Source organism: Roseateles sp. (assembly GCF_036486225.1).
Lineage (GTDB): Bacteria > Pseudomonadota > Gammaproteobacteria > Burkholderiales > Burkholderiaceae_C > Roseateles.
The window spans coordinates 33,139-46,176 of the sequence record NZ_DASVNZ010000007.1 but is presented as its reverse complement, the minus strand read 5'-3'; the positions used below and the strand labels follow the sequence as shown (position 1 = coordinate 46,176).

The 13,038-nt window shown below is 68.0% G+C and carries 11 protein-coding genes; 4 read left to right on the top strand and 7 right to left on the bottom strand.

The window, feature by feature from the left end:
* Positions 1–178: 178 nt before the first annotated feature.
* Positions 179–1,843 carry an energy-dependent translational throttle protein EttA gene (ettA, locus tag VF536_RS00750; RefSeq protein WP_088407498.1) on the bottom strand — a complete coding sequence of 555 codons (1,665 nt, stop codon included), beginning with the start codon at positions 1,841–1,843 and terminating at the stop codon, positions 179–181.
* A 175-nt stretch (positions 1,844–2,018) separates the two neighbouring features.
* On the opposite strand from ettA, the gene VF536_RS00745 reads away from it, so the two are divergent.
* Positions 2,019–3,644, top strand: a complete 1,626-nt coding sequence (locus VF536_RS00745) for an ABC transporter substrate-binding protein (RefSeq protein ID WP_414710244.1) — start codon at positions 2,019–2,021, stop codon at positions 3,642–3,644.
* Positions 3,645–3,734: 90 nt separating this feature from the next.
* On the opposite strand, the gene VF536_RS00740 is transcribed toward VF536_RS00745, so the two are convergent.
* The gene (locus VF536_RS00740; RefSeq protein WP_331612853.1) at positions 3,735–4,442 is read right to left on the bottom strand and encodes a response regulator transcription factor; all 708 of its coding nucleotides are present in this window, start codon (positions 4,440–4,442) and stop codon (positions 3,735–3,737) included.
* Between the two features lie 446 nt (positions 4,443–4,888).
* On the opposite strand from VF536_RS00740, the gene VF536_RS00735 reads away from it, so the two are divergent.
* Entirely contained in the window at positions 4,889–6,469 is a 1,581-nt protein-coding gene (locus tag VF536_RS00735) for a DEAD/DEAH box helicase (RefSeq protein WP_331612852.1), read from the top strand.
* A gap of 133 nt (positions 6,470–6,602) precedes the next feature.
* Positions 6,603–8,576: an FAD-dependent 5-carboxymethylaminomethyl-2-thiouridine(34) oxidoreductase MnmC gene (gene mnmC / locus VF536_RS00730; protein ID WP_331612850.1), complete on the top strand. Its 1,974-nt coding sequence runs from the start codon at positions 6,603–6,605 to the stop codon at positions 8,574–8,576.
* A 5-nt stretch (positions 8,577–8,581) separates the two neighbouring features.
* Here the strand turns inward: mnmC and VF536_RS00725 are convergent, their stop codons facing one another.
* A complete protein-coding gene (locus VF536_RS00725; protein ID WP_331612849.1) occupies positions 8,582–8,977 on the bottom strand; it encodes a hypothetical protein in 396 nt (131 codons plus the stop codon).
* 151 nt (positions 8,978–9,128) lie between these two features.
* A complete protein-coding gene (locus VF536_RS00720) occupies positions 9,129–9,515 on the bottom strand; it encodes a putative quinol monooxygenase (protein WP_414710243.1) in 387 nt (128 codons plus the stop codon).
* A gap of 197 nt (positions 9,516–9,712) precedes the next feature.
* Between VF536_RS00720 and VF536_RS00715 the strand changes: the two genes are divergently transcribed.
* Entirely contained in the window at positions 9,713–11,263 is a 1,551-nt protein-coding gene (locus VF536_RS00715; protein ID WP_331612848.1) for a methyl-accepting chemotaxis protein, read from the top strand.
* A gap of 66 nt (positions 11,264–11,329) precedes the next feature.
* Here VF536_RS00715 and rpiA read toward each other — a convergent pair whose 3' ends face one another.
* The 3 genes from rpiA to VF536_RS00700 form a co-directional block, all read right to left on the bottom strand.
* Positions 11,330–11,989, bottom strand: coding sequence for a ribose-5-phosphate isomerase RpiA (gene rpiA, locus VF536_RS00710; protein ID WP_331612847.1), 660 nt, complete (start codon positions 11,987–11,989; stop codon positions 11,330–11,332).
* Between the two features lie 74 nt (positions 11,990–12,063).
* Positions 12,064–12,492 (bottom strand): DUF6152 family protein, encoded by a 429-nt coding sequence (locus VF536_RS00705; protein ID WP_331612846.1) that lies wholly within the window; start codon positions 12,490–12,492, stop codon positions 12,064–12,066.
* A gap of 113 nt (positions 12,493–12,605) precedes the next feature.
* Complete coding sequence (locus tag VF536_RS00700; protein WP_331612845.1) at positions 12,606–13,022, bottom strand: hypothetical protein; 417 nt, start codon at positions 13,020–13,022, stop codon at positions 12,606–12,608.
* Positions 13,023–13,038: the final 16 nt, after the last annotated feature.

The window sequence follows — 13,038 nt, the reverse complement described above, 5'->3', positions numbered from 1 at the left end:
CTGGGGTGAGGAAATGGTCGACGGCGCGCGTCAATTGGCCGTGGGCGCCCCGTAAAGATTCGTGAAATGAATCGACCCCAATGAAAAACGCCCGCGGCGCCTCTTGAAATCGAGACATCGCGGGCGCCTGGCAAGGCCTGCCCCAGAGGGGCGGCCTGATGGCTGGGAGCCTGGGAACTCAGGTGATGGGCTTGAAACGCACGCGCTTCGGACGTGCGCCTTCTTCGCCCAAGCGCTTTTTCTTGTCGGCTTCGTATTCGTGGAAGTTGCCGTCGAAGAAGAACCACTGCGAATCGCCTTCGCAGGCCAGGATGTGCGTGCAGATGCGGTCCAGGAACCAGCGATCGTGGGAGATCACCATCGCCGAGCCGGCGAACTCCAGCAGCGCTTCTTCCAGCGCGCGCAGGGTTTCGACGTCCAGGTCGTTCGACGGTTCGTCGAGCATCAGCACGTTGCCGCCCTGGGCCAGGGTCTTGGCCAGGTGCAGACGGCCGCGTTCACCGCCGGAGAGCTGACCGACCATCTTCTGCTGGTCGTTGCCCTTGAAGTTGAAGCGGCCGATGTAGGCGCGCGACGGCATCACGAACTTGCCGACGATGATGTTGTCCAGGCCGCCCGAGACGTCTTCCCACACGGTCTTGTTGGCGTCCAGGCTCTGGCGGCTCTGGTCGACGAAGGCCAGCTTGGCCGTCTTGCCGATCTTCACCGTGCCGCTGTCCGGCGTCTCGACGCCCTGGATCATGCGGAACAGCGTCGACTTGCCGGCGCCGTTCGGGCCGATGATGCCGACGATAGCGCCAGCCGGGACCTTGAACGACAGGTTGTCGATCAGGACGCGGTCGCCGAAGGACTTGGTCACGCCCTCGAACTCGATGACCTCATTGCCCAGGCGCTCGGCCACCGGGATGAAGATCTCGTTGGTCTCGTTGCGCTTCTGGTAGTCGACGTCGCTCAGTTCCTCGAAGCGGGCCAGACGCGCCTTGCTCTTGGCCTGGCGGCCCTTCGCGTTCGAACGCACCCACTTCAGTTCTTCCTTCATCGCCTTGGCGCGGGCGTCCTCGGTCTTCTGTTCCTGCTCCAGGCGGCGTTCCTTCTGGTCCAGCCAGTCGGAGTAGTTGCCCTTCCAGGGGATGCCGTGGCCGCGGTCCAGTTCCAGGATCCACTCGGCGGCGTTGTCCAGGAAGTAGCGATCGTGGGTGATGGCCACCACGGTGCCGGGGAAGCGCTGCAGGAACTGCTCCAGCCACTCGACCGATTCGGCGTCCAAGTGGTTGGTCGGTTCGTCCAGCAGCAGCATGTCGGGCTTGGACAGCAGCAGGCGGCACAGCGCGACGCGGCGCTTCTCGCCGCCGGACAGCACGCCGATGTTGGCGTCCCACGGCGGCAGGTTCAGCGCGTCGGCGGCCAGTTCCAGCTGCAGGTCGGTGTTCTCGGAACCGGCGGCGGCGATGATGGCCTCCAGCTCACCCTGCTCGGCGGCCAGCGCGTCGAAGTCGGCGCCGTCCTCGGCGTAGGCTGCGTAGACCTCGTCCAGGCGCTTCTTGGCGGCCAGCACGCCGCCGATGCCTTCCTCGACCGCTTCACGCACGGTCTGGTCCGGGTTCAGCTGCGGCTCCTGCTCCAGGTAGCCGATCTTGATGCCGGGCATCGGGATCGCCTCGCCCTCGATCTCCTTGTCGACGCCGGCCATGATCTTCAGCAGCGTGGACTTGCCCGAGCCGTTCAGGCCCAGCACGCCGATCTTGGCGCCGGGGAAGAAGGACAGCGAGACGTTCTTGAGGATGTGGCGCTTCGGAGGAACCGTCTTGTTGACGCGGTTCATCGAAAAGACGTATTGAGCCATGGCGATGGTTCTTCAGCGTTTCGTGGGTTGACCTGGGGGCCGTTCGGCGTGCGCCGGGCCCTGCGTGGGCGGCGGGGCGCCCGGGCAATAGTCGTGCATTGTCGCAGCTTCCGCCGGTGCCCATAAACTCGACGGCCCTTCCCCGCCCCTTCCGGTTTCTTCAGAGATGACCACCATGCTGTTCCGTTCCATCTCGCGCACCGTCTCCGTTCGTTCGCGCACCGTCGGCCTCCTGGCCGCGCTCCCGCTCACGATGGCGCTCATCGGGGGCAGCGCGCATGCACAGACACTGCGCTGGGCCAGCCAGGGCGACATGCAGACGGCCGATCCGCATTCGCAGAACGAGATCGTCACCAACGCGATGAACGGCCAGGTCTACGAGCGCCTGGTCTCACGCGACCGCAACCTGAACCTGGTGCCGGGTCTTGCTACCGAGTGGACGCAGCTCAAGCCGACGCTGTGGCGGCTGAAGCTGCGCCAGGGGGTGAAATTCCAGGACGGCACGCCGTTCACGGCGGACGACGTGGTGTTCTCGATTAACCGGGCCAAGGACCCGTACTCGCAGATCAGCGTGTACGCGCAGGCCGTCGGCACGCCGAAGAAGATCGACGACTTCACGGTCGAGTTCCAGCTCGACAAGGTCAATCCGATCTTCCTGCAGCATCTGGACACGCTGTTCATCATGAGCCGCAAGTGGTGCGAGCAGCACAACGTCGCCAAGCCGCAGAACTTCAAGGACAAGCAGGAGACCTACGCCGCGACGCATTCGAACGGCACCGGGCCGTACGCGATGGTGGCGCGCGAGCCCGGCATCCGCACCACCTTCAAGCGCAACCCGACCTGGTGGGGCAAGTTCGACGGCAACGTGCAGGACGCCGTCTACACGCCGATCGCCAACGACGCGACGCGCCTGGCGGCGCTGGTGTCGGGCGAGATCGACTTCGTGCTCGACCCCTCGCCGCGCGACATCCCGAAGCTGAAGCAGACGCCGCAGGTCAAGGTCCAGGAAGGCCCGGAGAACCGCATCGTCTTCATCGGCATGGACCAGTCGCGCGACAAGCTGCTGTACGGCAAGGTGCCCGGCGACAAGAACCCGTTCAAGGACCTGCGCGTGCGCCAGGCGCTGTACCAGGCGATCGACATCAACACGATGCGCACCAAGCTGATGAACGGCCTGAGCCTGCCCACCGGCGGACTGACGCCCTCGACGCTGGGCGCCTTCAACGATCCGCAACTGGAGACGCGCCTGCCCTTCGACCTGGCCGCCGCGCGCAAGCTGATGGCCGACGCCGGCTACGCCAACGGCTTCGAGGTCACGCTGGACTGCACCAACAACCGCTACATCAACGACGAGCGCATCTGCCTGGCGCTGGCATCGATGTGGGCGCAGCTCAAGGTGAAGGTCAGCGTCAACGCGCAGCCGCGCGTGCTGATGTTCCCCAAGCTGGAGAAGCTGGACACCAGCCTCTACCTGTACGGCTGGGGCGGCAGCATCACCGATGCGGAAGTTGCGATGACACCGCTGATGCGCAACCGCGGCGAGAAGTCGGTCGGCCAGTACAACTTCGGCAACTGGCGCGACGACAAGTTCGATCAGCTCGCCGCCGCGTCCAGCGAGGAAGCCGATCCGAAGAAGCGCGAGGAACTGATCAAGGCCGCGCTGCGCGAGTTCCGCGCACAGACGCACCTGATCCCGCTGCACCGCCAGATGATCCCGTGGGCGACCCGCGCCAACGTGACGGTGGTCCACCGTCCCGACAACTGGTTCGAACTGCGCTGGGCTTCAGTCACGTCGAAGTAGCCGCGCTGAACCCCGGAGGGCACCCCTCTCTTTCTCCCTCTCCCGCTTGCGGGAGAGGGAGGGGTGAGGGCCAGCAGCCGTTTCAGTCCCTCAACGCAACGGCGGATCGAACAGATACCCGATCCCGCGCACCGTGCGGATCAACGGCGAGCTGGGATCGTCGTGCAGCTTCTGCCGCAGTCGCGACACCATCAGGTCCACCGACCGCTCCAACGCCGTGACGCCGTCGCCTCGCGCCAGATGCAGCAACTCCTGCCGCTGCAGCACGCTGTGCGGTCGCTCCAGGAACGCCCGCAGCAGCTTGTATTCGCTCTGCGACAGCACCACGCAGAACCCGCCCGGGCCCGACAGCCGGCGCGTCATCGGTTCCAGCTTGAACCGCCCGAACATCAGCACCTCGGCCGCATCGCCCTCACGGGGGCGCAACAGCGCCTTGATGCGCGCCTGCAGCTCCCGCGGCTCCCCGTCCTTCGCCAGCACCGCATCCGCCCCGCGCTCCAGCGCCAGGACCCGCTCCAGCGTGCTGTCGTGCTGCAGCAGCACGATCACCGGCATCCGCGATCGCTGTCTGAGCCGCGTCAACGCGCTCCAGCCGGCCTCGCGGGCATCGCTCGGATCGATCAAGGCGAGGTCCACCGGCAGCAGCGGCACGCGGTCCAGCAGGGCCGCCTCGCTGCTGTCGGTGACGCGGAAGCCCCAGGCCCGCATCAGGCCGGCGAATCGCAGGCGCGCATGCGGGTCGGGGTCCAGCAGCAGCAGATGGGTGCCGGCGGCAGGATCGGGAAACAGGGCGCTCATGACGATGGGACAAGTGGACACATTGGCGCAAGACTATGCCGCTGCAATCCCGTTTGAACCCCGATCAGGACGGGCCTCACCGCCCTTTTTACCCGCGGTTTACCGCACTGAAACACGGCTGCGGGCGCCGACACGCTTGCCTGAGTGAGGGCTGTCACCCAGCTTGCTGAAAGCTGTCCGGATCGCTGCTTTTCCGCACTGGCGGCGCAGTCGATCGCTCGAGCCGAAGTCCGGTCCCACCTCACGGTCGGACAGGCGTTCCGAACCAATCGCTCACAAGGGTCACAGACCCCGTCAGCTACAATGGCCCCATCGCCGCGGCTCAGTCTTGCCGCGGCTTTATCTTTTGAGCTCACGCTCTCCCACGGCAGCCGAAGACTGGCGCCAGCCCCCACGGGGCCGGCGTGCTGCACACAAAGCCCGTTCGGGCACCAACAAAGCAGCTTATGAGTTTTGACGCATTGGGGCTCTCCCAGCCCCTGCTCCGCGCGATCGCCGATGCCGGCTACTCGACCCCCACCCCCATCCAGAGCCAGGCGATCCCCGCCGTGCTCACCGGCGGCGACCTGCTGGCCGGCGCCCAGACCGGCACCGGCAAGACCGCCGGCTTCACCCTCCCCCTGCTGGAACGCCTCTCCACCGGCAAGCCCGTGCGTGACGCCAAGGGCCGCGTCGCGATCCGCGCGCTCGTGCTGACGCCGACCCGCGAACTCGCGGCCCAGGTCGAGGAAAGCGTGCGCACCTACGGCAAGTACCTGCCGCTGACCAGCATGGTCATGTTCGGCGGCGTCGGCATGAATCCGCAGATCAGCCAGCTGCGCAAGGGCGTGGACATCCTGGTGGCGACACCGGGCCGTCTGCTGGACCACGCGCAGCAAGGCACGCTGGACCTGTCCAAGGTCGAGATCCTGGTGCTGGACGAAGCCGACCGCATGCTCGACATGGGCTTCATCCACGACATCAAGAAGGTGCTCGCGCTGCTGCCGGCGAAGAAGCAGAGCCTGCTGTTCTCCGCGACCTTCAGCGACGAGATCAAGGCGCTGGCCGACCGCCTGCTGGACAAGCCGGGCCTGATCGAGGTGGCGCGCCGCAATGCGACGGCCGACACGATCGCGCAGCGCATCCATCCGGTCGACCGCGACAAGAAGAAGGAACTGCTGGCCCATCTGATCACGAAGAACGACTGGCACCAGGTGCTGGTGTTCACGCGGATGAAGCACGGCGCGAACCGCCTGGCCGAGTACCTGGACAAGTCGGGCATCACCGCCATGGCGATCCACGGCAACAAGAGCCAGGGCGCCCGCACGAAGGCGCTGGCCGAGTTCAAGAGCGGCGACCTGAAGGTGCTGGTCGCGACCGACATCGCCGCGCGCGGCATCGACATCGACCAACTGCCTCACGTCATCAACTACGAGCTGCCCAACGTCGCCGAAGACTACGTGCACCGCATCGGCCGCACCGGCCGCGCAGGCGCGCAGGGTGAAGCGCTGTCGCTGGTGTGCGTCGACGAGGAAGGTTTCCTGCGTGAGATCCAGAAGCTGATCAAGCGCGAGATCCCGCGCGAGGTCGTGCCGGGCTTCGAGCCGGACCCGAACGCCAAGGCCGAGCCGATCGTGCTGGGCCGCATGGTGCTGAACGGCGGCCTGGGCAAGTCCTCGGGCTCGCCGCGTCCGGCGGGCGGTGGTGGCGGTGGCGGCCGTCGCGGTGGCGGCGGCGGCGGCGGTGGCCGTTCGCAAGGCCAAGGTGGTCGTCCGCAGGGCGGCGGCCAGGGTCAAGGCCAAGGTCGTCCCGCGCAAGGCGCCCAAGGCGGCGGCCAGAGATCTGGCGGTCCATCGCAAGGCCAAGGCGGTCAGCGCCAAGGTCAGGGCCAGGGCGGACAAGGCCAGGGTCAAGGCCAACGCCAGGCGCAGGGTCAAGGCGGTCAGCGCCAAGGCCAGGGTCAAGGTCAAGGCCAGGGCAGTCGTCACGGCAGCCAGGGCAACCGTCCGGCCGGCGCGGCGCTGACGCGTCCGAAGTCGAATTCCTGATCCCGAACTCCTGATCGCGGTCTTTCCGTGATGCAACGGCGCCTTCCCAGGCGCCGTTGTCGTTTCCGTCCTCCGATGCTGCGGGCGCCCCGCGAGATCACGTTGGGCATACTCCCGGCCATTCCTCCGACCCATGAAGACCGCGCCCATCCTCCCGGCTCGCGTCGATTTCTCCGGCGCCATCCCGAGCGCGCCGGATTTCGGCGACTCGTACCACGCTCCGTCCGGGGCGTTCGCACAGGCGCGGCAGGTGTTCCTCGGCGGCAATGGTCTGCCGGACCGGTGGGCGGGCCGGCGGCGCTTCGTCGTGCTCGAGACGGGCTTCGGACTGGGCAACAACTTCCTCGCCACCTGGGCTGCGTGGCGCGACGACCCGGCACGCTGCGAACGGCTGGTCTTCCTCAGCATCGAGAAGCACCCGCTGATGCGGGCTGACCTCGAACGCGCACACGCGGCGTCGCCGGAGCCCGCACTGGCGCGGCAACTGCTCGACGCCTGGCCGGCGCTCACGCCCAACCTGCACACGCTGGATTTCGAGGACGGCCACGTCCGGCTGATGCTGGCCTTCGGCGACGCACATGAGTGGATGCCTGAACTGGTGGCCACCGTGGATGCGTTCTTCCTCGACGGCTTCGCGCCGGCGAAGAACCCCGAGCTGTGGGACGAGGCCGTGCTCAAGCAGGTGGGCCGCCTGGCCGCGCCGGGCGCCACGGCCGCGACCTGGAGCGTCGCCCGCGGCGTGCGCGACGGCTTGACGTCGGCCGGCTTCGAGGTCGAGAAGCGGCCCGGCATCGGCGGCAAATGGCAGAACACGGTGGCGCGCTTCGCGCCTCGCCATCGGCCGCCGGTGCCGCCGGGCCGGACCGCCATCGCGCCGGATGCCGAGGACGTGCTGATCATCGGCGCCGGCCTGGCGGGCGCGGCCTGTGCGCGCGTGCTGGCACGCGAAGGCCTGCGGGTGACGGTCCTCGAAGGGGGGGCGACGACCGCACCCCAAGCTTCCGGAAATCCGGGCGGACTCTTCCACGGCACGCTGCACGCGGAAGACGGTCCGCATGCCCGCTTCAGCCGCGCGGCAGCGCAGGCGACCGAGCGCGAATTGCGCCGCCTCTCGCCTGCCCTGCCCTGGCTGCAATGGGGATTGCTGCGCGTCGAGCGGGATCCCGAAGCGTTGACGCAGATGCAGACGCTGCTGGCCCGGAGCGGCCTCCCCGACGACTATGTCCAGGCCCTGGACGCCGAGGCGGCGAGCGCGAAGGCGGGTTTCGCCTTGAGCCAGCCCGCGTGGTTCTTCCCGGGCGGTGGCGCGGTCTCGCCGCCGGCACTCGTGAGAGCGTGGCTCGCCGACGCGGCCGAAGCGGCTAATGCGGCTAAAGCGAATGAAGCGGCTGGATCTGATGGCTTCCAACTGCACCTGAACACCCCCGTCGCGCGCCTGCATCGTGACGATGAGAAGTGCCGCTGGTCGGCACTGAATGGCGCCGGCGACATCATTGCCACCGCGGACGCCGTCGTGCTGTGCGGGGGCATCGGAAGCGGCTCTCTGGCGTCCGACTGGACGGCGGGGCCGCCTTGGCCGACGGTGGCGCAACGCGGGCAGCTGAGCGTCATGCCGCAAGACCTGGCCCCACCGCCATTGGCGATGCCCGTGGCGGGGCTGGGCTACGCGCTCAGCCTCCCCGACGGCGCGATGTGTTTCGGCGCAAGTACCGACGGCGGCGACATGGATCCCACGCTTCGTTCATCGGACCAGGCCCAGAACATCGATCGGTTGCGGGCACTGCTGTCGTCGGCGGCGATCCCCGAAGACCTGCCGCTGGCGGGCCGCGTTGGCTGGCGCAGCCTCTCGCCGGACCGGCTTCCGATCGTCGGCGCCCTGCCTGCCGGAAAGCCCGAGCGGCGCGCGGAGCAGGCGCGCTTCTGGCCGCGTCAGCCCGGACTGATGGTGGTGGGTGCCCTCGCCTCGCGCGGGATCACGTGGGCGACGCTGTGCGCGGAGCTCGTCGCCGCGCAGTTGACGGGCGCGCCTTGGCCGATGGAAGCGAGCCTCGCGGAGGCCCTCGATCCGGCGCGCTTCGCCGCCAAAGCGCACCGGGCCACGACCTAGAGCGTCTACTCGCGCTGCGCGTCTGGCGCCTTGTCGGTCACCGCCGCCAATGCCAGGACGTCCCGACCGCGCGGGGAGAGCTGAAGCATCGGCGCCATCGCCGTCACGACGGTCGCCGCCGCCATGATCGACGTGAGCGCGACGCCGATGCCCCACTTCAGCAAGTGGGTGAACGCCTGATGCATTTCCGACCGCAGACTGCCGATCTCGGCGCGCACCGTGCCGATCTCCCGGCGGAGCGCGCCCACTTCCTGCTGCAACTGCTCTCGCGTCGCCAGGGTCGGCAACACCACATCCAGGCGCGTCTTCAGCATCTGCACCTGCAGCGCCAGCTCGGCGTTCCCGCTCATCGCGTTGCCGCTCATCGCGCTGGCGCGCCGCCCGTCTTCGTTGAACTGCATGAACTTCTCCATCGCAATGACAGGCGCCCTCGCCCGTCCAAGGCAATCACTCTGCCACCGCGTGAGAGATCAGCAATTCAACTTCCGGGGGAGACGACGGGGGATTCGATCCCCCTTTGCGCGACGTCAACTCCCCTCGTTTTTTCGGGGGTCAGGCCTTGACGGCGTCCACCGCTTTTCCGTCAACACCGGTGCGCACCACATAGCTGGTCACCTCGCGCGACACCAGCATCGGGATGATGGAGCCGAAGCCCAGGCGCTGGAAGTGCTCGGACGCGCGATGGTCGTCCAGGCCGCTCGCATCGGTGTACTGCTCGAGGATCACATAGCGGTCCGGATCCTGCGGCGAGCGGTAGAACGCATACGCCAGGTTCTTGGCTTCGCGGCGCGTGGCCTCGGTCAGCTCGACCAGCAGCGCGCCGACCTGGTCGCCCAGGCCCGGCTTGACGTGGTAATGCGCGATCACCTGCAGGAAACTGCCGCTCACCGCGGTCGTCGAGGTGTTCGCCGAGGAGGTCGAAGAGGTCGTGTCGGACATGGCGGATGCCGGCGTCGGGCCGGGTGTCGTGACGGATGGCGCATTGTCCGGCGCCCCTGCTCCGAACCATTTAAGTTTCAACACGTACGCGTCGATATGGAGCGAAGGTGCCATCAAGGGCGCTGCGCGTCCGCATGGGCGCAGGCAGACGAATCCAAACGGATCCAAGCGGATTCAATATTCCGGGAGACACATTCATGATTCATCTCGTGGCGGGCCGATCGATCGGCCAGCGGCTCGGCGTGGTGCTGGGCCTGGTGCTGCTGATCGCCTTCGTCGGCTCGGGCCTGAGCTACCTGGCCCTGGGCCGCGTGGCCGCCGAGACCGACGTGATGCTCAACCAGGACTTGGCGGCCGAGCGCGTCGCCTCCGACTGGTACCGCAACATCACCAACGGCGTGAACCGCACCAGCGCGATCGCCGTCAGCGCGGATCCCAGCCTGGCGCAATTCTTCGCGACGACCTCCGCCGAGTCGACCAAGCAATCGGGCGAGCTGCAGAAGCAGCTCGACGGCTACATGGTCACGCCGGAGGAACGCAAGATGTTCGAGACGCTCAGCGAAGCCCGCAAGGGGTACCTGAGCACGCGCGACGCGGTGGCCGCGGCCAAGAAGGCCGGCGACGCCGACAAGTCGCGCGAGGTCTTCGACCGCGAGTTCCAGCCCGCCGCGGCCAAGTTCCAGGAAGCGATCCAGGCGATCGTGCAGCACAAGCGGTCGCTGCTCGACGACGCGGCCAAGCAGCTCGACGCGACCAACGGCCGGGCGCGGACGGCGCTGCTGGTGTTCTCTCTGGTTGCACTGGGTCTGGGCGTGTGGTTCGCAGTCTCGCTGACGCGGTCGATCACCGGCCCGCTGCGCGGCGCCGCCGAAGTGGCCGACGCCATCGCCCATTTCGACCTGACGCAACGCGTGCCGCAAGGCGGTCGCGACGAGACGGGACAACTGCTGGGATCGCTGGGCGGCATGCAATCGCAGCTGTTGAAGCTGATCGGCGACGTGCGAGGCTCGGCCGAGAACATCGGCACCGCCAGCGCGGAGATCGCCACGGGCAACCACGACTTGAGCGCGCGGACCGAGCAGACGGCGTCCAACCTGCAGGAAGTCGCCGCGTCGATGACGCAGCTGACGGGCACGGTGCGCCAGACGGCGGACTCGGCGATGACGGCCAACCAGCTGTCGAGCTCGGCCGCGGAAACGGCGCAACGGGGCGGCGCGGTGATGGGTCAGGTGGTGAGCACCATGGGCGACATCAGCAACAGCTCGCGCCGCATCGCCGACATCATCGGCACCATCGATGGCATCGCGTTCCAGACGAACATCCTCGCTTTGAACGCCGCGGTGGAAGCCGCGCGGGCCGGCGAACAGGGCCGCGGCTTCGCGGTGGTCGCGAGCGAGGTGCGCTCGCTGGCGCAACGCAGCGCCGAGGCGGCCAAGGAGATCAAGACGCTGATCGGCGCCAGCGTCGAGCGCGTCGAATCGGGATCGCGCCTGGTGGAAGACGCCGGCGGCGCGATGACCGAGATCGTGGCCAGCGTGCAGCGCGTGGCGGACATCATCGGCGAGATCAGCGCCGCGTCGCGCGAGCAGAGCGACGGCATCAACCAGGTCAACGCGGCCATCGGCCAGCTGGACCAGATGACGCAGCAGAACGCGGCCCTGGTCGAGGAATCGGCCGCCGCGGCCGAGAGCCTCAAGGAACAATCGCAACGACTGGCCACGGCGATCTCGGTGTTCCGGCTTCGCTGAGCGTTCCTGGAGCAGGATGAAAAACGAGGCCCCGCGGGGCCTCGTTGCCGTTCTGGAAGAGAAGGTTCAGAACGTCATCGTCCTCACGCCCTGCGCGGTGCCCAGCAGGCACACGCCGGCCTTGTTGCGGGCAAAGACGCCGACCGTGACCACGCCGGGCCACTGGGTGACCTCGGCTTCGAACGCGGCCGGGTCGGTGATCTTCAGGCCCTTGACGTCCAGGATCTGGCAGCTGTTGTCGGTCACGCAATCCTTGCGCAGCACCGGCTCCGCACCCATCGCCCGGAAGCGGCGCGCGATCTGCGCGGCAGCCATCGGGATCACCTCGACCGGCAGCGGGAACCCGCCCAGCACGTCGACCAGCTTGCTCTCGTCGGCGATGCAGACGAAGGTCTGCGCCAGGTCGGCGACGATCTTCTCGCGCGTCAGCGCGGCGCCGCCGCCCTTGATCATGTGGCCCTGACGGTCGATCTCGTCGGCGCCGTCGATGTAGACCTGCAGCGACTCGACCTCCGAGGCGTCCAGCACCGGGATGCCCAGCGCCTTCATCCGCTCCGTGCTGCGCACCGAGCTCGACACCGCGCCCGAGATGCGGATCGCGCTCGCCGCCAGCGCGTCGATGAACTTGTCCACCGTCGATCCGGTGCCCACGCCCACCACCGTGTCCGGCGTCACGTACTGCAATGCGGCCTGGCCGACCAGGGTCTTCAATTCGTCTTGGGTCATGGGAGGAGCGAGCGACGGCTCGTCGTAGATGGCGAGGGAGGAAAGGCGGGATTATCTCTGCCGCTCAAGGACGTTCAGGCCGGCGACGACCGCAGCCCGTACACCTTCCCGCCGACGAACAGGTACTCGGCCCGCAGCACCGCCGCGCCCTGCTCGCCCGGCGCGGCGACGCCGATCACCGATACCTCGGTGCCAGGCCTGATCTCCTCGATCTTCCAGGCCTCCAGCCGCGTCAGCGGCGCGAGTTCGACCTCCCAGCGCCGGTCGCGCCGCGTGGGCAGCTGCGTCTTCGCGAGCAGGGCCTCGCCGTCGACGGCGGTGGTCTGCTTCGGCAGCGCCCGCTGCTTCAGGTCGGCCGGCAGCACGAGCCGCTCCGGCACGTCCAGATCCAGTTCCGCATGCGGATTGCGCCAGGTGACCTTGGCCGCGCGGCCCTCGAGGTACAGCGGGCGGTCCTGGTCGAAGCCGCTCCACCCATGATGGGCGCGGACGGTGGCGGGCATCAGGGGCCCGGCCGCGAGCGCGGCCAGCAACAGACGACGTTCCTTCGGAGCCTCCTGGAAGGAAGAGAAGGAAGTGAAGGACGCGCCGGCGGGCGGGATGTCAGACGAGCGCGTCAGACAAACGCGATCCAGCGCCCGCAGATGATGACAGCGACCCAAATACCCAACGACAGCAGGCATTGCCAGCGCCCGAGGCGGTCCTGCGCGCGGACGCCGCCGCGCCAGTGGAACCACGCCGCGTTCAGGCCTGCCAGCGCGATCAGCGCGACCTTGATCCGCAGCGCCGGATTGACCCACAGCTCCTGCGGCTGGATCGCGAACATCGCCGCGCCCGACGCCGCGCACAGCGCGAAGCCCGCCAATGCCGTGGGAATTGCCAGCCGCGCCAGCGACGACGGATCGAGCTCGCGGCGCACGCCCAAGGTCCTCAGTTCAAAGACCAGCAGTCCACCGAACAACGCGCCCAGCCCGATCAGGTGCACGACCGAGAACGCCGGGTAAGCCCACGGATGGGCCACCAGCGTCGTCATCGTGCCCCACATGCGC

Coding starts and splice junctions, on each gene's coding strand:
- ettA (WP_088407498.1), bottom strand. CDS start 1,843: ATGGCTCAATACGTCTTTTCGATGAACCGCGTCAACAAGACGGTTCCT.
- VF536_RS00745 (WP_414710244.1), top strand. CDS start 2,019: ATGCTGTTCCGTTCCATCTCGCGCACCGTCTCCGTTCGTTCGCGCACC.
- VF536_RS00740 (WP_331612853.1), bottom strand. CDS start 4,442: ATGAGCGCCCTGTTTCCCGATCCTGCCGCCGGCACCCATCTGCTGCTG.
- VF536_RS00735 (WP_331612852.1), top strand. CDS start 4,889: ATGAGTTTTGACGCATTGGGGCTCTCCCAGCCCCTGCTCCGCGCGATC.
- mnmC (WP_331612850.1), top strand. CDS start 6,603: ATGAAGACCGCGCCCATCCTCCCGGCTCGCGTCGATTTCTCCGGCGCC.
- VF536_RS00725 (WP_331612849.1), bottom strand. CDS start 8,977: ATGCAGTTCAACGAAGACGGGCGGCGCGCCAGCGCGATGAGCGGCAAC.
- VF536_RS00720 (WP_414710243.1), bottom strand. CDS start 9,515: ATGTCCGACACGACCTCTTCGACCTCCTCGGCGAACACCTCGACGACC.
- VF536_RS00715 (WP_331612848.1), top strand. CDS start 9,713: ATGATTCATCTCGTGGCGGGCCGATCGATCGGCCAGCGGCTCGGCGTG.
- rpiA (WP_331612847.1), bottom strand. CDS start 11,989: ATGACCCAAGACGAATTGAAGACCCTGGTCGGCCAGGCCGCATTGCAG.
- VF536_RS00705 (WP_331612846.1), bottom strand. CDS start 12,492: ATGCCCGCCACCGTCCGCGCCCATCATGGGTGGAGCGGCTTCGACCAG.
- VF536_RS00700 (WP_331612845.1), bottom strand. CDS start 13,022: ATGACGACGCTGGTGGCCCATCCGTGGGCTTACCCGGCGTTCTCGGTC.